Source organism: Micromonospora sp. NPDC005707, assembly GCF_040631005.1.
Lineage (GTDB): Bacteria > Actinomycetota > Actinomycetes > Mycobacteriales > Micromonosporaceae > Micromonospora.
This window is the reverse complement of the sequence record NZ_JBEXYR010000006.1, coordinates 329,735-350,031: the sequence shown is the minus strand read 5'-3', so window position 1 is coordinate 350,031 and position 20,297 is coordinate 329,735. Positions and strand designations below refer to the sequence as shown.

The 20,297-nt window shown below is 72.1% G+C and carries 18 protein-coding genes; 12 read left to right on the top strand and 6 right to left on the bottom strand.

The genetic code is table 11. The annotated features are described in order from the left end of the window. Positions 1–303 carry a GNAT family N-acetyltransferase gene (locus ABZ452_RS14560; RefSeq protein ID WP_357942602.1) on the bottom strand — a complete coding sequence of 101 codons (303 nt, stop codon included), beginning with the start codon at positions 301–303 and terminating at the stop codon, positions 1–3. Between the two features lie 146 nt (positions 304–449). Between ABZ452_RS14560 and ABZ452_RS14555 the strand changes: the two genes are divergently transcribed. The 5 genes from ABZ452_RS14555 (at position 450) to glnA (ending at position 7,861) form a co-directional block, all read left to right on the top strand. After that, entirely contained in the window at positions 450–2,000 is a 1,551-nt protein-coding gene (locus ABZ452_RS14555; RefSeq protein ID WP_357942600.1) for a cellulose binding domain-containing protein, read from the top strand. Positions 2,001–2,293: 293 nt separating this feature from the next. Next, positions 2,294–4,432 carry an RNA polymerase recycling motor ATPase HelR gene (gene helR, locus ABZ452_RS14550; RefSeq protein WP_357942598.1) on the top strand — a complete coding sequence of 713 codons (2,139 nt, stop codon included), beginning with the start codon at positions 2,294–2,296 and terminating at the stop codon, positions 4,430–4,432. Between the two features lie 53 nt (positions 4,433–4,485). Further along, the gene (locus ABZ452_RS14545) at positions 4,486–5,067 is read left to right on the top strand and encodes a SigE family RNA polymerase sigma factor (RefSeq protein WP_357942596.1); all 582 of its coding nucleotides are present in this window, start codon (positions 4,486–4,488) and stop codon (positions 5,065–5,067) included. Further along, complete coding sequence (locus ABZ452_RS14540; RefSeq protein WP_357942594.1) at positions 5,060–6,322, top strand: sialidase family protein; 1,263 nt, start codon at positions 5,060–5,062, stop codon at positions 6,320–6,322. The genes ABZ452_RS14545 and ABZ452_RS14540 overlap by 8 nt, the downstream gene beginning before the upstream one ends. A 114-nt stretch (positions 6,323–6,436) precedes the next feature. Further along, the gene (gene glnA, locus ABZ452_RS14535; RefSeq protein WP_357942592.1) at positions 6,437–7,861 is read left to right on the top strand and encodes a type I glutamate--ammonia ligase; all 1,425 of its coding nucleotides are present in this window, start codon (positions 6,437–6,439) and stop codon (positions 7,859–7,861) included. Between the two features lie 17 nt (positions 7,862–7,878). Here the strand turns inward: glnA and ABZ452_RS14530 are convergent, their stop codons facing one another. After that, a complete protein-coding gene (locus ABZ452_RS14530) occupies positions 7,879–9,663 on the bottom strand; it encodes an N-acetylglutaminylglutamine amidotransferase (protein ID WP_357942590.1) in 1,785 nt (594 codons plus the stop codon). Positions 9,664–9,945: 282 nt separating this feature from the next. Between ABZ452_RS14530 and ABZ452_RS14525 the strand changes: the two genes are divergently transcribed. The 4 genes from ABZ452_RS14525 to ABZ452_RS14510 all read left to right on the top strand — a co-directional run bounded on the left by ABZ452_RS14525 (position 9,946) and on the right by ABZ452_RS14510 (position 13,594). After that, positions 9,946–10,305 (top strand): metalloregulator ArsR/SmtB family transcription factor, encoded by a 360-nt coding sequence (locus ABZ452_RS14525; protein ID WP_357942588.1) that lies wholly within the window; start codon positions 9,946–9,948, stop codon positions 10,303–10,305. Further along, positions 10,302–10,994 carry a cation transporter gene (locus ABZ452_RS14520; RefSeq protein WP_357942832.1) on the top strand — a complete coding sequence of 231 codons (693 nt, stop codon included), beginning with the start codon at positions 10,302–10,304 and terminating at the stop codon, positions 10,992–10,994. Before ABZ452_RS14525 ends, ABZ452_RS14520 begins: the two co-directional genes overlap by 4 nt. 109 nt (positions 10,995–11,103) lie before the next feature. After that, positions 11,104–11,520: an SCP2 sterol-binding domain-containing protein gene (locus tag ABZ452_RS14515; RefSeq protein WP_357942586.1), complete on the top strand. Its 417-nt coding sequence runs from the start codon at positions 11,104–11,106 to the stop codon at positions 11,518–11,520. 4 nt (positions 11,521–11,524) lie between these two features. Then, positions 11,525–13,594 (top strand): glycogen debranching N-terminal domain-containing protein, encoded by a 2,070-nt coding sequence (locus ABZ452_RS14510; protein WP_357942584.1) that lies wholly within the window; start codon positions 11,525–11,527, stop codon positions 13,592–13,594. A gap of 98 nt (positions 13,595–13,692) precedes the next feature. Here ABZ452_RS14510 and ABZ452_RS14505 read toward each other — a convergent pair whose 3' ends face one another. Together ABZ452_RS14505 and ABZ452_RS14500 are read right to left on the bottom strand one after the other, a co-directional pair. Further along, positions 13,693–14,538, bottom strand: a complete 846-nt coding sequence (locus ABZ452_RS14505; protein WP_357942582.1) for an MOSC N-terminal beta barrel domain-containing protein — start codon at positions 14,536–14,538, stop codon at positions 13,693–13,695. Between the two features lie 44 nt (positions 14,539–14,582). Continuing rightward, positions 14,583–15,458, bottom strand: a complete 876-nt coding sequence (locus tag ABZ452_RS14500; RefSeq protein ID WP_357942580.1) for an aminoglycoside phosphotransferase family protein — start codon at positions 15,456–15,458, stop codon at positions 14,583–14,585. 117 nt (positions 15,459–15,575) lie between these two features. Between ABZ452_RS14500 and ABZ452_RS14495 the strand changes: the two genes are divergently transcribed. Further along, positions 15,576–16,286: a DNA alkylation repair protein gene (locus ABZ452_RS14495; RefSeq protein WP_357942578.1), complete on the top strand. Its 711-nt coding sequence runs from the start codon at positions 15,576–15,578 to the stop codon at positions 16,284–16,286. 9 nt (positions 16,287–16,295) lie between these two features. Here the strand turns inward: ABZ452_RS14495 and ABZ452_RS14490 are convergent, their stop codons facing one another. After that, positions 16,296–17,231 carry a LysR family transcriptional regulator gene (locus ABZ452_RS14490; RefSeq protein WP_357942576.1) on the bottom strand — a complete coding sequence of 312 codons (936 nt, stop codon included), beginning with the start codon at positions 17,229–17,231 and terminating at the stop codon, positions 16,296–16,298. A 130-nt stretch (positions 17,232–17,361) separates the two neighbouring features. Between ABZ452_RS14490 and ABZ452_RS14485 the strand changes: the two genes are divergently transcribed. Then, positions 17,362–18,690, top strand: a complete 1,329-nt coding sequence (locus tag ABZ452_RS14485; RefSeq protein ID WP_357942574.1) for an MFS transporter — start codon at positions 17,362–17,364, stop codon at positions 18,688–18,690. Here the strand turns inward: ABZ452_RS14485 and ABZ452_RS14480 are convergent. Then, positions 18,650–19,363, bottom strand: coding sequence for a hypothetical protein (locus tag ABZ452_RS14480; RefSeq protein ID WP_357942572.1), 714 nt, complete (start codon positions 19,361–19,363; stop codon positions 18,650–18,652). The two genes, ABZ452_RS14485 and ABZ452_RS14480, sit on opposite strands and share 41 nt — an antisense overlap. A gap of 75 nt (positions 19,364–19,438) precedes the next feature. Between ABZ452_RS14480 and ABZ452_RS14475 the strand changes: the two genes are divergently transcribed. Then, positions 19,439–20,269, top strand: coding sequence for a PIG-L family deacetylase (locus ABZ452_RS14475; RefSeq protein ID WP_357942570.1), 831 nt, complete (start codon positions 19,439–19,441; stop codon positions 20,267–20,269). Positions 20,270–20,297: the final 28 nt, after the last annotated feature.

Below are 20,297 nucleotides of genomic sequence, written 5' to 3'. Positions count from 1 at the left end.
CTATTTGACCTTGCGGGTCGAGCGGGCGACGATGCCGTCGTACTCGGGGTGCTTCTCCAGCCAGCCGCTCAGGAAGGGGCAGATCGGCACCACGGTCCGCCGGTTGGCCCGCGCGTCGTCCATGACGGCCCGGGCCAGGAGCGAGCCGACGCCCTGCCCCTCGAACTCCGGGGCGACCTCGGTGTGGGTGTAGGCGATGATGTTGCCGCTCAGCTGATAGGTGACCAGGCCGGCCGTCGCGCCCGCCTCGTCCCGCGCCTCGAACCGCTCCCGCTCGGGCACGTCCGTCACCGTGAAACCCATCCCGCCATCCAACCACGGTGCGATGGGATCCACCGCCGGAAGTGACCGCGGCGACAGCGCGGTCCTGGACAGCTACAGTTAACAAACCTAATAATTGTGCATCCGTCGATACGTCCGACGGCCCACCCCCGTACCGGGAGGACCGGATGCACCGCACCGCCCGTACCCCGTTCCTGGCCGCTCTCGCGGCGCTCGCCACCGCCGCCGCGACCGTGGCGCTCGCCGGCCCGGCGCTGGCCGCCGGCCCCACCGCCACCTTCGCCAAGACCTCCGACTGGGGCACCGGTTGGGAGGGCAAGTACACGATCACGAACGGCGGCGCCAGCACCATCACCGGCTGGCAGGTCGCCTTCACCCTGCCGGCCGGCACCACCCTCGGCTCCTACTGGGACGCCACGGTCAGCAGCGCCGGCCAGCGGCACACGTTCACGAACCGGTCCTGGAACGGCACCATCGCCCCCGGCGCCTCGGTGTCGTTCGGCTTCCTCGCCACCGGGTCCGGCTCGCCCACCGACTGCACCCTGAACGGCGCCCCGTGCGGCGGCGGCACCCCGACCACCCCGCCGACGACCACCGCACCGCCCACGACCAGCCCCCCGCCCACCACGACCCCGCCCACCACGACCCCGCCGTCCACGCCACCGCCGACGAACCCGCCGCCGGCCGGCGGGCTGCCGAAGCACGCCCTCATCGGCTACCTGCACGCCAGCTTCGCCAACGGCTCCGGCTACCTGCGGATGGCCGACGTGCCCGCCGACTGGGACGTCGTCAACCTGGCCTTCGGCGAACCCACCTCGGTCACCTCCGGCGACATCCGTTTCCAGCTCTGCCCCGTCGCCGAGTGCCCCAACGTCGAGAGCGAGGCGGAGTTCACCGCCGCCATCCGGGCCAAGCAGCAGCAGGGCAAGAAGGTGCTGCTGTCCATCGGCGGCCAGAACGGGCAGGTCCAGCTCACGACGGCCGCCGCCCGGGACACCTTCGTGCGGTCGGTGTCCGCGATCATCGACCGGTACGGCCTCAACGGCCTGGACATCGACTTCGAGGGCCACTCCCTCTACCTGAACCCCGGCGACACCGACTTCCGCAACCCCACCACTCCGGTGATCGTCAACCTGATCGCGGCGATCCGGACCCTGAAGCAGCGCTACGGCGCCGGCTTCGTCCTCACCATGGCCCCGGAGACCTTCTTCGTGCAGCTCGGCTACCAGTTCTACGGGCCGGGCCCGTGGGGCGGGCAGGACCCTCGCGCCGGGTCGTACCTGCCCGTGATCCACGCCCTGCGCGACATCCTCACGGTGCTGCACGTGCAGGACTACAACTCCGGCCCGATCGTCGGGCTGGACAACCAGTACCACACCATGGGCGGCGCCGACTTCCACATCGCGATGACCGACATGCTGCTCGCCGGCTTCCCGGTCGCCGGGAACGCCAGCGCCGTGTTCCCGGCACTACGGGAGGACCAGGTCGCCTTCGGGGCGCCGTCGTCGACAAGCGCCGGCAACGGCTACGTCGCCCCGGCGGGCGTGCAGCAGGCGGTCACCTGCCTGGTGAAGGGCCAGAGCTGCGGCGGCTACACGCCGCGCAGCGGCACCAACCCGGGCTTCCGCGGCCTCATGACGTGGTCGATCAACTGGGACCGGTACTACGGCTGGGAGTTCCGGCTCCAGCACGGCCCCTTCCTGAAGGCCCTGCCCTGATGCCGCGCCGGTCGCCCCGGCCGCACTGACCGGCCGGGGCGACCGGCCAGCATTCGTCCGCCGAAATTCGAAAAAGATGGGCCCGAAAATCACAAAGAAGGGAGCACCTGCTCCCTTCCACCTCCAACGTATATCGCACCTGGGGGCTTGCGGCAAGACCCCGGTCGTGCCGCAGAATCACCCGCCGAAGCCAGCTACCTGCGAAAACGGGGCAGGCGGAACGGCGCCGGTGACCGGCGGCGCCATCGCGGCCCCAGATCGGAAATGGTGCGTTGAATCCCCTGACCAGCAGCGTGTTCGACCTTCCCGACCGTCTCTCCGCCAAGGCCGACCCGACGCTGATCGCCCGCGACGAGGAGCACTTCGCGGTCCTGGCGGAAAGCATCGAGCGGTTGTCCGCCGACCTGTCCGAGCGCCTCGACGCCGCGCGCCGGGCGCCCGGCGGCAAGGGCCGGCAGGCGTCGGACCGGGACGAGGAGGTCCGCCGGCTGACCGCCCGGCTGCGCACCCTGCATCGCTACGGCGTGGACCTGTGCCTCGGGCGCATGGTCGGCGCCGACGACGGCGAGCCCGTGTACGTCGGACGGCGCGGCCTCACGGACAGCACGGGTCGCCGGCTGCTGCTCGACTGGCGCTCCCCCGCGGCCGAGCCGTTCTTCGGCGCGACCCACGCCAACCCCATGGGTCTGGCGAGCCGCCGCCGGTACCGCTGGACCCGCGGCCGGATCACCGACTACTGGGACGAGGTGTTCACCTCGGACGGGTGGGAAGGGCACGCGGCGCTCGACGACCAGTCGGCCTTCATCGCCAGCCTGGGCGGCAGCCGGTCGAACCGGATGCGGGACGTGCTCGGCACCATCCAGGCCGACCAGGACGCCATCATCCGGGCGGGGTCCCGCGGCGCCCTCGTCGTGGACGGCGGTCCGGGCACCGGGAAGACCGTCGTCGCCCTGCACCGCACCGCCTACCTCCTCTACGCCGACCCGCACCTCGGCCACCGCCGGGGCGGCGTGCTGTTCGTCGGTCCGCACCAGCCCTATCTCGCCTACGTCGGTGACGTCCTTCCCAGCCTCGGCGAGGAGGAGGTGCAGACCTGCACCCTGCGCGACCTCGTCCCCGAGGGCGCCGAGGCAACCGTCGAGACCGACCCGGACGTGGCGCTCCTGAAGTCGTCCGCGAACCTGGTCGCGGCGATCGAGGCGGCCGTCCGGTTCTACGAGGAGCCGCCGGCCAAGGGCATGACGGTCACGACTGACGAGTCCGACATCTGGTTGAGCGCCGACGACTGGGCCGTCGCGTTCGACGCGGCGGATCCCGGCACCCCGCACAACGAGGCGCGCGAGCGGATCTGGGAGGAGCTGCTCACGATCCTGACGGACAAGCACGACGGCGACGAACCGGCCGACCAGCTCCGCGGGTCACTGCTGCGGAACCGGGAGCTGCGGACCGCTTTCCACCGCGCGTGGCCGCTGCTCGAAGCGCCCGACCTCGTCGGGGACCTGTGGTCGGTTCCCGCCTACCTGCGAAAGTGCGCCCCCTGGCTCAGCCCGGACGAGGTCCGGACGTTGCAGCGCGCCGACCCTCGGGCCTGGACGGTGTCCGACCTGCCACTCCTGGACGCGGCACGGCAGCGGCTCGGCGACCCCGAGGCGTCCGGGCGTCAGCGCCGGCACGACGCCACCCTGGCGGCCGAACGTGCGCGGATGTCCACGGTCGTCGACGAGCTGATCGAGGCCCACGCCTATGACGACGGTGAAGGTGTGCTGTCGAGCCTGCGGCAGCTGGACCTCCAGGATGCCCTGGTCGACGAGGCCGGACTGCCCAGCGCAGACCCGGACCTGCTCGCCGGCCCGTTCGCGCACGTCGTGGTGGACGAGGCCCAGGAACTGACCGACGCGGAGTGGCAGATGCTGTTGCTCCGCTGCCCGTCCCGGAGTTTCACCATCGTGGGCGACCGCGCCCAGGCCCGGCACGGGTTCACGGAGTCGTGGCAGGAACGGCTCGAACGCATCGGGCTCGACCGGGTCAACCTGGCCACGCTGAGCATCAACTACCGGACGCCGAAGGAGGTCATGGCGGAAGCCGAGCCGGTCATCCGGGCCGCGCTCCCGGACGCCAACGTGCCGACCTCCATCCGCGGCAGCGGCGTCCCCGTCGTACACGGGTCCGTGTCCGAGCTGGACTCCATCCTCGACGCCTGGCTCGCCGCGCACGCCGAGGGCGTCGCCTGCGTCATCGGCGAACCGGAGTTCCGGGCGACGCCCCGGGTCCGGTCGCTGACCCCGGAGCTGTCGAAGGGGCTGGAGTTCGACCTGGTCGTCCTCGTCGACCCCGAGGCGTTCGGTGACGGCATCGAGGGAGCGGTGGACCGCTACGTCGCGATGACCCGGGCGACCCAGCAGCTCGTCGTCCTCACCAGTGCTGACCGGTGATCGCCCGGCGATGATGTCACCTCGCGGCCCGCTCGCCGGTCGTACCGGGTGGAGTGATCGGCACGGGAGGGGACGATGTGGAGCCACAGCAACAAATCAGACAGGTGTACGCCACCTCGGCGGCCCGCCTGGTGGCGCAGGTGTACGGAATGACCGGGGACTACGCCGAGGCGCAGGACGTGGTGCAGGAGGCGTTCGTCCGGGCGCTGGCCCGGCCGGGACGGTTCCGCGAGGTGGCCAACCCGGAGGCCTGGCTGCGGACGGTGGCGTTGAACGTCGCCCGGTCCCGGCACCGCCGGCGGGTGCTGCTGCACGGGCTGGTCCGCTCCGGTCGCCTCGACCCGGCGCAGCCCAGCGCGCCGGCGCTGTCCCCGGACCACGTCGCGCTGGTGGCGGCGTTGCAGCGGCTGCCGCGTACGGCCCGGGAGACCGTGGTGCTGCACCACCTCGCGGACCTGCCCGTCACCGAGGTGGCGACCGCGATGGGCTGCTCGGTGGAGGCGGTGAAGACCCGGCTGGTCCGGGCCCGCCGCGCGCTTGCCGAGCATCTCGGCGAGGACGACCGGGCCCCGCTGGTGCCGGCGGCCTCCCACGGTGTCCCGACCCGCCCCGACCGGAAGGCCCGCCATGCCTGAGCTGAACTTCGCCAGCCTCAACGCCGCCGCCCAGGCCGGGTTCAAGCCGCACTTCGAGCAGGTCGTCGCCGCGGCGCGCCGGCGCCGTCGCCGTCGGCAGGTCGTGACCGTCGCCACGGTCGCACTGCTGCTCGCCGGCTCCGGGGCCGCCGTGGCGGCCCGGTCCGGCGACTCCGGCCCGACGGTGGGCCGGTTCGCCGCCGACCGTACGCCGGAGTTCATCCCCGACCCGGGTGGCACCCCCACCCCGGGCACCGGCCCGCAGGTCGCCACCGGCCGGCCCGCCGCCGGCGACCTGACCCACGTCTACCTGCGCTGGAGCGAGTGCCAGAGCTGTCCCCTGAAGTGGGCGGGCACCGACGACGGCGGCCGGCACTGGCGCACCGGTCCGCTACCGGTACCGGCGGACGCCATGGTGGACCTGAGGGCGGCCGGACCGCGCACCGTGGTGGCCCACTACCTGTCCCGGTCCGCCCCGGACAGCAGGTCCGCGCGTTGGATCGCCAGCGCCGACGGCGGGAACACCTGGCGTGAGGTGACCGTACGGGCCGTGGACGCCCTACCGGCCGGCTGGCGGGTCCTCGGCCGGCAGCCGGGCCCCACGTACGACCCGATCATCGCCGCCGACCCGGCCACGGGCGACCTGGCGCAGCTCACCCGTAAGTCGGCCCTGCTCAACTCGGTGGTGGTCGAAAGCGTGCCCGCGGCGGCCGGTCTGTGGGTCAGCGGGTTCACCGGTGAGCGCACCGAGCGCGACAGCCGGATCGTCGGCACGGGCGGCGCCGTCGAGGTGAGCCGCGACGGCGGTCGTACCTGGTCCCGGCACGAGTTCCCGGACGACCTCGCCGCCTCGGACGACGTCGGCGGTCCGGCGGTCGCCACTCGGGACGGCCGCACCGTCTACGCGCTCGGCCGGGTGCGTGGCGCCCTGGTGATCTGGCGCAGCACGGACGGCGGCGGCACCTGGAAGCGGACCGCCGCGACGGCCAGGGTCGGCGACCGCACCATCCGCGCGGCGGTGCGGCCCGACGGTGTGCTGGTGGTCCAGGCCGGCATCTCCGCCCGGGAGAACCCGCTGATGTTCGCCAGCTCCGACAACGGGGCGACCCTGCGCCCCGCGCCGCTGGGGCCCGGCGCCGACCCCCGCCCGGTGGCGGACGGGTACGTGCAGACCGGCTGGCCGGACAGCGAGGGCGCCTGGCTCTCCACCGACGGCGTTACCTGGACGTGGCTCGACCCGCCCGAGCTGCCCTGACCGGATCGGGTGCTCCCGGCGGTGCGGCCGCCGGGAGCACCCGCCGGGTGTACGTCGGCGCGGAACGGGTAATCCCGGGCGCTCAACCGCCGTGCCGACGTGTCAGGGGGACGTGTGTTCGCCAATCCCGAGGAACTGCTGCGTTACCTCGCCAACGAGGACGTGAAGTTCGTCGACGTTCGTTTCTGTGACCTGCCCGGCGTGATGCAGCACTTCAACCTGCCGGTGGAGTCATTCGACGACAGCGTCTTCACCGACGGCCTCGCCTTCGACGGTTCGTCGATCCGCGGCTTCCAGACGATCCACGAGTCCGACATGCTGCTGCTGCCGGACGTCACGTCGGCGTTCATCGACCCGTTCCGGGCGCAGAAGACCCTCGCGCTCAACTTCTTCATCCACGACCCGTTCACCCGCGAGGCCTACTCCCGCGACCCGCGCAACGTGGCCAAGAAGGCCGAGGCGTTCCTGGCGGCCAGCGGCATCGCCGACACCGCCTACTTCGGGGCGGAGGCGGAGTTCTACATCTTCGACTCCATCCGCCACGAAACCTCCGCCCACCAGTCGTTCTACTACATCGACTCGATCGAGGGCGCCTGGAACTCCGGCCGCGAGGAGGAGGGCGGCAACCGCGGGTACAAGACCGCCTTCAAGGGCGGCTACTTCCCCGTCCCGCCCGTCGACCACTACGCCGACCTGCGCGACGCGATGGTCCGTCGCCTCGTCGACGCCGGATTCATCGTCGAGCGTTCGCACCACGAGGTCGGCACCGCCGGCCAGTCGGAGATCAACTACAGGTTCTCCACGCTGCTGCACTCCGCCGACCAGCTGCAGCTGTTCAAATACCTGATCAAGAACGAGGCGTGGGCCGCGGGAAAAACCGTCACCTTCATGCCCAAGCCGCTGTTCGGCGACAACGGCTCCGGCATGCACACCCACCAGAGCCTCTGGCTCGGCGGTAAGCCACTGTTCTACGACGAGACCGGCTACGCCGGCCTCTCCGACACCGCCCGCTGGTACATCGGCGGCCTGCTCCACCACGCGCCCTCGCTCCTGGCCTTCACCAACCCGACCGTCAACTCCTACCGGCGGCTCGTGCCCGGGTTCGAAGCCCCGGTCAACCTGGTCTACTCGCAGCGCAACCGCTCCGCCTGCACCCGCATCCCCGTCACCGGCAGCAACCCCAAGGCCAAGCGGGTCGAATTCCGCGTCCCCGACCCCTCCAGCAACCCGTACCTCGCGTTCGCCGCGATGATGATGGCCGGCCTCGACGGCATCAAGAACAAGACCGAGCCGCCGGCACCGATCGACAAGGACCTCTACGACCTGCCCCCCGAGGAGTGGGGCGACGTCAAGCAGGTCCCCGGCAGCCTCCCCGCCGTCCTCGACGCCCTCGAAGCCGACCACGACTACCTGCTCGACGGCGGCGTGTTCACCCCCGACCTCATCTCCACCTGGATCTCCTTCAAGCGGGCCAACGAGGTCGACCCGGTGCGCCTGCGGCCCACCCCGCACGAGTTCGCCCTGTACTTCGACTGCTGACGGGCGGCCGCCCGAGGTCACCGGATGTCGTGGGACTGGAGCCAGAGTTCCAGCAGGCCGAGCTGCCAGAGCTTGTTGCTGCCGGCGGCGGCCTGCGCCCGGTCCGGCTCGGCGAGCAGTTCGGCGACGTACTCGGGCCGGAACAGGCCGCGTTCCCGCGCGGTGGGCGCGGCGAGGGCCTCCGTGACGAGGTGCCGCACCGGCCCGTCGACGTTGCGCAGGGCGGGCACCGGGAAGTAGCCCTTGGGCCGGTCGATCACCTCGGCCGGCAGCGTCTCCCGGGCCACCTCCTTGAGGATGCCCTTGCCGCCCTGCGCCACCTTGTGCTCCGGGGGGCAGGCGGCCGCGAGGGCGACGAGATCCTGGTCCAGGAACGGGGTACGCACCTCCAGCCCCCACGCCATGCTCATGCTGTCCACCCGCTTCACCGGGTCGTCCGGCAGCATCAGGTGGGTGTCCAGGCGTAGCACCGCGTCGAGTGCGGTGTGCGCGCCGGGTGCGCCCAGGTGCGCGGCGAGCAGCTCGCGGCTGGCGTCGTGGTCGCAGGCGTACGCCGGGTCGACCACGAGGTCCAGCTCCGCGTGGCTCCGGTCGAAGAACGCGGCCGCGAACGCCTCGGCGGCACCGCCCCGGGGCACCTGCGTGAGGGGCTGGTGGTACGCGTACCCGGCGAACACCTCGTCGGCGCCCTGGCCGGACTGTGCCACCTTCACGTGCCGGGCCACCTGCTCGGAGAGCAGGTGGAAGGCGACGACGTCGTGGCTGCCCATCGGCTCGGTCATCGCCACGATCGTCCGGCGGACCGCCGGCTCCAGGTCGTCGTTGCCGAGCTGGATGCGGTGGTGGTCGGTGCCGAAGGTCCGGGCGACCAGGTCGGAGTAGTGGAACTCGTCGCCGCTCTCGCCGCCCCGGCTGTCGAAGCCGATGCTGAACGTCTGCAGGTGGTGCTGCCCGGCCTCGGCGAGCAGGGCCACGATCATGCTGGAGTCCAGCCCGCCGGAGAGCAGCACCCCGACCGGCACGTCGGCCACCAGCCGCCGCCGCACCGCCGTGCGCAGGGCGTCACCGACCGCGGCCTGCCAGTCCCGCGCCTCCATCCCGGCGTGCGCCGGGTCCCGCCGGTAGTCGGGCTGCCAGTAGACACGCTCGCGGCTGCGCCCGTCGGCGTCCACCACCCGCACGGTGGCCGGCGGCAGCTTACGTATCCCCCGCAGGACGGTCCGGGGCGCCGGCACGATCGAGTGCCAGGACAGGTAGTGGTGCAGCGCCACCGGGTCGATGCCGGTGTCCACGTCGCCGGCGGCCAGCAGCGCCGGCAGGGTGGAGGCGAAGCGCAGCCGCCCCGGCGATTCGGCGAGGTAGAGGGGCTTGATCCCGAGTCGGTCCCGGGCCAGCACGAGCCGGCGCCGCTCCCGGTCGACCAGCACGACCGCGAACATCCCGACGAGGTGGTGGACGAAGTCCTCACCCCACTCCGCGTACGCCACGAGGATGACCTCGGTGTCGCTGGTCGAGCGGAAGGTGTGCCCGGCCCTCCGCAGTTCGTCGCGGAGCTGCGGGTAGTTGTACACGCAACCGTTGAACACCAGCGCCAGGCCGAGATCCTCCCGGACCATCGGCTGGGCTCCGGCATCGGAGAGATCGATGATGGTCAGCCGGCGATGGCCGAGGGTGATCCACCCGTCGTTCCAGAGGCCCTCCCCGTCGGGCCCCCGGGACCGCATCGCCTCGCTCATCCGGGTCACCGCGTGGCCGTCCGGCACGGATCCGTCGAATCGCGCCTCCCCGCTGATCCCGCACACCCTCAGGGCACCTCCTCTGGCCTGCCGGAAGACACGAACAGCGCTTGCCCGTCACCGCCGGACCGGTGGCACGGCCCATGAGAGGCCGCGACTACCCGTTGGGCACGTGGCGAAACGGACCCGAAGGGTGACGTCGGCTTCGTGCGTCACCGCCATCTGCCGCACCCCGGCTGGCCCGTGGAGGTCAGGTGTCGCCCTGTTCGCGATGAAGCTGCAGGAGGTTCTCGAGTGACCGTCGGCCTCGCGGCCTGATCCATTCCGTGATTGGGATATCATCACCTGATGGCGATCGATTGCGAGCCGGGGTCGGGCCCCGCCGTGGCCCTGTTCCGGTCCCTCGGTGACCCGACCCGGCTGGCCATCCTGCGCCGGCTCGCCACCGGCGAGGCTCGCGTGGTCGACCTGACCGGCGAGTTGGGCCTGGCGCAGTCGAGCGTGTCGAAACATCTGGCGTGCCTTCGCGACTGTGGCCTCGTCGACTACCGGGTCGACGGCCGCCAGTCGTTCTACTTCCTGACCCGGCCGGAGCTGCTCGACCTGCTGCGTTCCGCCGAGCAGCTCCTGGCCGCCACGGGCGAAGCGGTGGCACTGTGCCCGGTCTACGGGACGGCGGCCGGCTCGCCGGCGGCGGTGACGCGGTGAGCGTGTCGCTGCTGACCCCGGAGCGCCGGGCGGTGCTGTCCCGGCGCAGCCTGTGGCTGGCTTACGCCACCGCCGGCTACAACCTCCTGGAAGGCCTGGTCGCCCTCGCGGCCGGCGCGGCAGCCTCCTCCACAGCGCTGATCGGGTTCGGCCTGGACTCGTTCGTCGAGGTGTCCAGCGCCGCCGTCGTCATCTGGCAGTTCCGCTCGCGGGTGCCCGAGCAACGGGAACGCCTCGCGCTGCGGCTCATCGGCGTCTCCTTCTTCGCCCTGGCCGCGTGGGTGACCGTCGACGCCGGCCGCTCGCTGGTGGCCGGGGGCGACGCGGACGCCAGCCCGGTCGGCATCGGCCTGGCCGTCGCGTCGCTGGTCGTGATGCCGCTGCTCGTCGCGGCGAAGCGGCGCACCGGCCGGGAGCTCGGCTCGGCGACGGTCATGGCGGACTCCACCCAGACCATGCTGTGCACCTACCTGTCCGTGGTGCTGCTCGCCGGCCTGGTCCTCAACGCCCTGTGGGGCTGGTCGTGGGCCGACCCGATCGCCGCGCTCGTCATCGCCGGGGTGGCGGTCAAGGAGGGCGTGGCGGCCTGGCGCGGCGAGCACTGCGACGACTGCGCACCCCTGCCGGTTCCCGATGCCGGCCGACCCGCGAGCTGCGCGGACGGCTGCTGCGCCGACGGGAAGGTGTGAGCCGCGGCGACGAGGTGCGGTGGCGCCCCGGAGCCCGCACGGCAACGTACGAAAAACGGCAGTTCTCGCAGGTGGTGTGGCCTTAGGCTGCAATCGGGCGGGGGCAGGCATGAGCGATGACATCGAGGCGTTCTTCGTGGCGCTACCGGCGCGGGGGCGTGCCATGCTGCCACCACGGGTTCGCGGCACGCTGCGCGTGGACCTGGTGACCCACGGCTCGACCGACCACTGGTACGTCGATCTCCGCGCGGCGGACCAGGTGGTGGTGAACCGGGACGTCAGGGCGGCCGACGCCGTGCTGACGACGACCCCGGCGGTGTTCGTCCGGCTGGTGCGGGGCGAGTCCCCCGCCACGGCCGTGCTGCTGCGCAACGAGGCCACCCTGGTCGGCGACGCCCGACTGATCCTGGCGTTCCGGCGATACTTCCCGCCCCCGCGAGGCACCGGCGATCCGCGGGAGGGCGCGCAGCGGCGGGCTCTCCACGGGCAGGCGTGGCGCGAGCGCCTGCGAGCCGGGCTGGTGTGACCGGATGGCGACGCGGAAGTCGATCAGCATCCTGGACGGGAACACCTTCCTGGTCTGCGACGACCGTGGCGACGTGGATCCGTCGCCCAGCGTGCCGACCGGTCTGTTCTCCTACGACACCCGCTTCCTGTCCACCTGGCGGTTGAGCGTGAACGGAGAACGGCTGCACGCGCTGTCGGTGGACGACATCCGGTACTTCGAGAGCCGTTTCTTCCTCGTGCCGGGCGAACCGACCCACTACGTCGACGCGACGGTGTCGGTGATCCGCGACCGCAGCATCGGCGGCAGCTTCACCGAGGACCTCGCGGTGCTCAACCACACCGACGCGGAGACGACCCTGACGGTACGCGTCGACATGGCCTCCGACTTCGCCGACATCTTCGAGATCAAGAACCCGCAGGGCAAGAAGGCGCCGGTGCAGGCGATCGTGGAGAAGGGACAGCTGCGGCTGCGCTACCGCCGGGACAGCTTCCACCGCGAGACCGTGATCTCCAGCTCCGCGCCCGCCCGGGTCGACCCGGAGGGCATGACGTTCGAGGTGCGCGTACCGCCGCAGTCGGAGTGGCAGACCCGGTTGCACGTACGCACGCTCGTGCTGGGCGCACACGAGCGCGACTTCCGCGACAGCCTTGAGCTGCGCCAGGCCCGGTCCCCGGCCGAGCTCGACGAGCAGCTGCGGCAATGGACGGCGACCGCACCCCGGCTGAAGTGCGACAGCCCGTCCATCACCACCGCCTACCGCCAGAGCCTGGTGGACCTGGCCGCCCTGCGCTACACCTCCATCACGATGGCGGAGGAACTGGTCGCCGCCGGACTGCCGTGGTTCATGACCGTGTTCGGCCGGGACAGCATCTTCACCTGCCTGCAGGCCCTGCCGTTCACCCCGCAGCTCGTGCCCGCCACCCTCGGCACGCTCGCCTACGGCCAGGGCAGCCGCCTCGACGACTTCCGGGACGAGGAGCCCGGCAAGATCCTCCACGAGCTGCGCTACGGCGAGTCCGCCGGATTCGAGGAACAACCCCACTCCCCGTACTACGGCGCGGCCGACACCACTCCCCTGTTCGTCATCCTGCTCGACGAGTACGAACGCTGGACCGGCGACGGCGCCCTGGTGCGCGCCTACGAGTTCGAGGCCCGGGCCGCCCTCGACTGGATCGACACCTACGGCGACCTGCTCGGCACCGGCTACCTCTGGTACGAGACCCGCAACCGCGACAACGGTCTGGTCAACCAGTGCTGGAAGGACTCCCCGGACTCGATCTGCTACCGCGACGGGCGCCTGCCCCCGTTTCCCCGCGCGACCTGCGAACAGCAGGGCTACGCCTACGACGCCAAGATCCGGGGCGCCCGCCTGGCCCGGCTGTTCTGGAACGACCCCGCCTACGCCGACCGGCTCGAACGCGAGGCCGCCGACCTGAAGGCCCGGTTCAACGAGGAGTTCTGGATCGCCGACCGCGAGTACTACGCCCTCGCGCTGGACGCGGAGGGAGGCCAGGTCGACGCGCTGTCCTCGAACATCGGGCACCTGCTGTGGAGCGGCATCGTCGAGGAGTCGCGGGCCGGCCGGATCGCCGAGCTGCTGCTCAGCGAACGGCTCTTCTCCGGCTGGGGTGTGCGCACCCTGGCCACCGACTGCGCCCGCTACAACCCGCTCGGCTACCACGTGGGCACCGTCTGGCCGTTCGACAACTCGATCATCGCGTGGGGCCTCTGGCGCTACGGTTACCGCCGCGAGGCGGCCACCATCTGCCAGGCCGCCTTCGACGCCGCCGACTACTTCCGAGGCCGGCTGCCCGAGGCCTTCGCCGGCTACCCCCGGGCCCGCACCACCTACCCCGTGGAGTACCCGACCGCGTGCAGCCCCCAGGCCTGGTCAGCAGGAACGCCGCTGCTCCTGCTGCGGGTGATCCTCGGCCTCCAGCCCCACGACGAGCACCTCATCATCGACCCGGAACTCCCGCCCGGGCTGGGACGGCTGGAACTGCTCGACATACCCGGCCGGTGGGGCAGGGTGGATGCCCTGGGGCGCAGTCGCACCGCCGCCGACGCGGTCCCGCCGGGTGCGAGTGGCTAGAGATCGGGCCGCGCGAAGGGTCCGGCGGTGCGCAGCCGACGATCCTCCCCAGTCGCGGGGACGAGCCGGCGAAGGCAGCCCGACGCGGGCGGTCCCGCTCAGTCCAGCACCTCCACGGTGTCACCGACGCTGACCGTGCGACCGTCGGGGGAAGGTCCGCCCGGCTCGGTCCGCACCACCATCTGAAGGCCGAAGAGGAGCTTCTGGCCGATGTTCCGCCGGGCGGCGAGCATCCGTAGCGGCTCCCGACCCCGCTCCCCGGTCTCCTGGTCGATCGTCGAGACCAGACAGCGACCGCACTCGTTGACGCCGTGGAACACGGCCCCGCCGATCCTGATCCGCCGGCCGACCCACTCGCCCTCGGCCCACGGCGCGGCGCCGCCGACCACCACGTTGGGGCGGAACCGGCTCATTGGCAGCGGCCCCTCGGCGCTGCCCGACTCCACCAGCCAGTCGTTGAACGCATCCAACGACGCGGTGTTGGCCAGCAGCAACGGGGTGCCGTCAGCGAAGCTCACCTCGGCGCCGGCGCCGGCCGGCACCGCCCAGGGCACGAGGTTGCGGGTGGGCTCACCGAGCCACACCAGCCGGGCGGCGCGCCCCAACAGCCGGTTGAGCCAGTCGTCCGCCTCGGGGCCGGCGGCGCGTACCGGTGAGGGCGGCCGCCCCCGGAACACCCGGACCTGGATCGCCTCACCGCCGGTGGGCTCGGCCAGATCGAGCGGGGCCAGGCCCGGCGCGTCCAGCGTCAGCCCGCCCGGCCGGGCCACCGCCCGCGTCGTCACCAGTTCCCGGTGCTGGCGCTGGGTCAGGCCGACGCCGTGTTCGTCCACGATGAGCCAGCGCCGGTCGCCGTCCAACCCCCACGGCTCGACCCGCGCCGTGTCGCGGTCCATCCGGCGGCACCCCTTCATCGGGTACGTGTGAATCGAGGCGACCCGCATCCGATCAGGATGGCACGACGCGTCGTGACGCCGCTACAGCGCGGTCACCGGGCGGCGCGGTCGGAAAGCACCGCGCCCACCGCCCGTTTCGCGAGCGCGTACATGGTGGGGTTGGTCTCCCGGTAATAGGTCAGCGCGCTGATGAAGGTCAGCGCCCAGCCCTTGCCGCGCGCCCAGGTCGCGTCGTCGAAGCCCGCCGTCTCGCGGAAGACATCGCGCGTGTCGGAGTCGAGCAGGGTCCACGCCGCCATCGCGTCGCAGGCCGGGTCGCCGACCCCCGCCGCGCCGAAGTCGATCACACCGCGGAGGCGGCCGCCCCTGACCAGGACGTTGCCGGCGAGCAGGTCACCGTGGGTCCACACGGGCGGGCCGTCCCAGGCCGGCGCGGCCAGGGCGTCCTCCCAGATGGCCAGGACGGCGTCGGTGTCGACCATGCCGCGGGCGGCCTCGGTCCATTCCCGCAGGTATTCGTCACGGCCGCTCAGCGGACCGCTGCGGTATCCGGTGCGGGCGCCGGCGGTGTCCGCCCGCCGCAGGCCGCCCACCAGCTCGCCGAGGTCGGCGGCGAAGCCCCGCGGATCGGTGTTGCCCCCGGTCGGGTGTTCGCCGTCGACCCAGCGGTGGACCGCCCACGGCCACGGGTACCCGTCGGCCGGCCGACCGACGGCGCACGGCTGCGGCACCGCCACCGGCAGGTGCTTCGCGAGGACCGGCAGCCACTCGTGTTCGAACTCGACCTGTTTGACGGCACTCGCGATGCGCGGCAGCCGGACCGTGAGCTCGTCGCCGAGCCGGTAGATGGCGTTGTCCGTGCCACCGGAGGGCACCGGCGTGACGGGCCGGTCCGCCCACCGCGGGAACTGTCCGGCGATCAGCCGCCGGACCAGGGCGGCGTCCGTGCGTACCTCATCAACGTGCATCTGGCCGCCGGACAATGCGCGCCCCTCCCCCGATCGCTGGTGCCCGTGGAGGCTAGCCGCGCCCGTCCTCGCTGTCCCCCGAGTTTTCGCGGTGCCGTCGCGGTAGGTTGCACAGTCATGGCCACGACCGCCGACGTCCGCCACGACCTCGCCCGCCTCGCCGATCCGCGGCGGGCGGAGGCATCGAGCCGGTTCCTCCAGATGACCCCGGGCGGGTACGGCGAGGGCGACCGGACCATCGGCGTCCCGGTGCCGGAGCAGCGCAAGGTGGCCGCCCGGTACTGGCGCGACCTCTCCCTGGCCGCAACGGCGGAACTGCTGGCCGGTGGCGTGCACGAGGAGAGGCTGACGTCGCTGTTCATCCTGGTGCGGAAGTTCGCCAAGGGAGACGAGGAGGAACGGGGCCGGATCTTCCGCCTCGTCCTCGCGAACACGGGCCGCATCAACAACTGGGACCTGGTGGACTCGTCCGCTCCGTACATCGTCGGCCCTTGGTTGATCGACAAGGACCGGAGCGTCCTGGACCGGTTGGCCGGGTCGAGCCTGGTGTGGGACCGGCGCATCGCCGTCATGGCGACCTTCGCCTTCATCAGGGCCGGCGACTTCCAGTGGACCTTCCGCCTCAGCGAACGGCTCCTGGACGATCCGCACGATCTCGTCCAGAAGGCGGTGGGGTGGATGCTGCGCGAGGTGGGCAACCGTGACCGGGCGGCGGAGGAGGAGTTCCTGGCCCGGCGGTACCGGACCATGCCGCGGGTCATGTTGCGGTACGCGATCGAGAAGTTCGAACCGCAACGACGTCGGGAGTACCTGTCCGGCGCGGTCTGAACACCGCCCCTACGTCAGGCGCCAGGTCGGCAGCCAGACCTCGGTGTCGGGTGCGTCCGCCCGCCGGGAGTCGAGGTGAGCGCGGAGTTCGGTGAGCGCGGGATGCGGGTTGTCGTCACGCCAGATCAGTGAGATCGGGTATACCGGTGCGGGGCCCCGCACCGGTATGCGCCGCAGGTCGTAGCTGTCCGGCCACAGATACCGCGTGCGTTCTCCGGCCAACGTCGCCAGTTCCGCGGAGTCCGCGATCTCGGCCAGCAGCGCCTCGTTCCCGAAGACCGGCCCGACCCGGTCGATGGTGAGGCCGAACGCGGCGGCAAGTTCGTCGTAGTAGCTTGCCCATTCGGTGCCGGCCGCCATGCCGGGCATCCAGATGCGGTGCCCGGCGAGTTGCGCGGGGGTGACGGCGCGGGCGTTGGCGAGCGCATGGCGTGGCCCGACGAGGACCTCGTGGTGCTCGTCGATCAGGCGGGCGGTCCTGATCGCGCCCGGCAGGTGGCGCGCGGGAATGGTGACGGCGTGGAAGGTGGCGTCGACCGTCCCCGCCTCGACGGCGGCGGTCGCGGCGTGCACGTCGGCGTCGAGGGTCACGACGTCCAGCTCGATCCGCGGATGCGCCCGGTGGAAGTCCTGCAGGAGCACCGCCGGCGCGGTCCGCCGGCTGTGGACGTCGACGCGGAGGGCGCGCCGGCCGGGACGCACGGACGCGTCGGCGCGCTCGGCCACCCGGAGGAGTTCCCGGGCGTGGGGCAGGAATGCCTGGCCGTCCACCGTGAGCCGCACCCCCCGGGCCGTACGGGTGAACAGGCGTACATCCAGGTCTCTCTCCAACGCGGCGACCCGCTTGGAGACGGCCTGCTGGGTGATCGACAGCGCGGCGGCCGCCACCTGGAACTGGCCGGCGTCGGCGGCGGCGACGAAGGTGCGCACGGCGTCGAGATCCACTCACCGACCCTAGCCGCACAACGAACCGTTGTGGCTCGCCGCCGGCTCGGTTGTTTGATCCCGCCTCCCCGGCCCTGCTTCGATCACGGCGGTCAACGGCACGTGTCCGGGACGGAAGGTGCGGAACCTGGTGGTCAGACGATCCCTCGGCCGGCAGTTCGGATGGCTCTGGACGGCCTACGCCGTGAGCGCCTACGGCTCCGCGCTGGGTTTCGGTGCGATGCCGCTGATCGCCCTGCTGGTGTTGCACGCCGGTCCCGCTCAGGTGTCCGCGCTGTCCGCGGTGGGGCCGGCGATCGGCGCCCTGATCGCGGTGCCGCTCGGGCCCTGGGTGGAGTTCCGCCGCAAGCGTCCCGTGATGATCGCGATGGACCTGGCCCGCTTCGCAGTCATCATGACGATTCCGGTCGCCTACGCCCTCGGCCGGCTCAGTTTCGTCCAGTTGCTGATCGTCTCGGCCGTGGTCGCCGCCGCCAGGATCACCTTCCAGGCGGCCAGCGGCGCCTACCTGAAGGCCCTCGTCCGGCCGGGCGACCTGCTCGTGGCGAACGCGAGGTTCGAGTCGACGACGTGGAGCGCCATCGCGGTCGGTCCGCCGCTGGGCGGTGCGGCCGTCGGCCTCTTCGGGCCGGTGACCACCGTGGTGGCCGACGCGCTCAGCTACCTGCTGTCCGCGCTGGGCATCACGGCCGTCCGCGGCCGGGAGGAACACCGGCGACGCGACGACCGCCGGCCGGTCCGGGCCGGCGAGTTGCTCGACGGCTGGCGCCACCTCCTGGCCCACCCCGGCCTGCGAGCGCTCTACCTCAACCAGCTGCTCGTCGGCGGCCTGATCATGGCCACCGAGCCGCTGCTGGCCGTGCTCCTGCTCGGCCAACTCGGATTCCCGCCCTGGCAGTACGGACTCGCCTTCGCCGCTCCCTGCGTCGGCGGGCTCATCGGCTCACGCCTCGCCCGCCGTGTCGTGGCGCGCTACGGCCAGCACCGGATCCTCCGGACGGTGGGCACGCTGCGCGCGGTCTGGCTGATCGGCCTCGCCTTCGTCCAACCCGGCGTCGCCGGCCTCGCGACGGTGATCGCCGTCGAACTCGCGATCATCATCAGCATGAGCCTGTACAACCCGGTGCTCGCCACCTATCGGCTCGAACACACGCCCACCGACCGCATCGCGCGCACCCTGTCGGCCTGGTCGATCAGCAGCAGCGCCACGATCGCCATCCTCAGCGCGCTCGGCGGGCTGCTCGCCGGCGCGACCAGCCCCCGTACGGCCATCGCGATGGCCGGGCTGCTGATCCTCGCCAGCCCGCTGCTGCTACCGCGCCGCCAGGATCACCCGGTCGTACCCGACCGGGAGCCGGCACCGGCCCACGCCGGATCGCCGGCAGGTGTCCCGCCCGGGGCCGGCTCCCCCGGCGCCCTCACGCCAGGAGCGTCTCCCGCATCGTCGCGCCCGGATTGATCCCGTGGACGACCCGGGGACCGTTCGGGTCGTACACGTCGAGGGTGTTGTTGCGGCGCATCAGCTCGCGAACCGCCGGTGGCAGCCGGGGCGGGTCGTCCATGGCCGCGAGGACCTGCCCGGCGGTCGAGATCAGTCGAGCGGCCAGGGTGGCGGCGTCGGTGTCCACCCGCACCCGGCCGTACTCCCAGCCGGCGATGGTGAGGTCGAGCAGCTCGAACACCCGGGTCACGACCGGGGCCGGGTCGGTCACCCGGTCGAGCCGGGACGCCCCGCCGCCGAGCACCGCGACGGCGGCGGGCACCTGCGCGTACGGGTGGAAGCCGCACGGCAGCGCGAACAGCGGCCACCGCAACCCCCGGCCGGCCTCCTTCCACAACGGCCGGTAGTTCCGGCGGTGCACCAGGAGCCGCCGGCCCGTCCGGCGGTGTATGTCCTGGGCCTGGGCCAGCAGGTCCGCGTGGGCCTCGTCGGCGACCTCGCTCACGATCCGGGCCGCCACCACCAGGCCGTCGTCGCCGCTCAGCATCCGGGTGACGGCGTCGACCTGTTCGGGGAACCGGATCTGCGCGCGGGCGCCGTACCGGTGCCGGACCTCCCGCAGCAGTGTCTGCTGCCGCTCCGGATCGAGCTGGACCCGCCTGCCACCCAGCAACCGCTGGAGCCAACCCATTTCGCCTCGTTTCAGCAGAGCCGTCCCGGACCGCGGCAATGCTAGTGCGTCGGACCACCCTCGTATGGTGATGGGGTGGCTGACAGATCCCTGACCTTGATGGCGGTGCACGCCCACCCTGACGACGAGGCGACGAGCACCGGCGGCATCCTCGCCCGATATGCGGCGGAGGGGGTCACGACGGTGCTCGTGACCTGCACGGACGGGGGGTGCGGCGACGGCCCCGGCGGGATCAAGCCGGGCGACCCGGGGCACGACCCGGAGGCCGTGGCGGCGATGCGCCGCGCCGAGCTGGAGGCCAGTTGCGAGGCGTTGAAGGTCACGCACCTGGAGACGCTCGGCTATGCCGACTCCGGGATGATGGGTTGGGCGACCAACGATCTGCCCGGCGCGTTCTGGAACACGCCGGTGACGGAGGCGGCCGACCGGCTGGCCGAGTTGATCCGGCGCTACCGGCCCAACGTCGTCGTCACCTACGACGAGAACGGTTTCTACGGCCACCCGGACCACATCCAGGCGCACCGCATCACCATGGCCGCCGTCGAGCGGACGGGCATCCCCGCGAAGGTCTACTGGACCACGGTGCCGCGCAGCGCCTTCCAGGAGTTCGGTCGCGTCATGAAGGAGATCGGCGTCGAGTTCCCCGAGCCGGACGAGCCGTCGGAGGAGATGCCGCAGCTCGGCCTGCCCGACGACGAGATCACCACCTGGGTGGACACGAGCGCCTACGGCGCGCAGAAGTTCGAATCGTTGGCCGCGCACGCCAGCCAGGCCGAGAACATCTTCTTCCTCCAGCTGGGGCAGGACCGGTTCACCGAGCTGATGGGCGTGGAGACCTTCGTCCGGGTCCGCGACACCACCGGCGCGCCGACGCGCGAGGACGACCTGTTCGCCGGGCTGCGCTGAGCACGACGGGGGTCGGGGGCACTCGTAG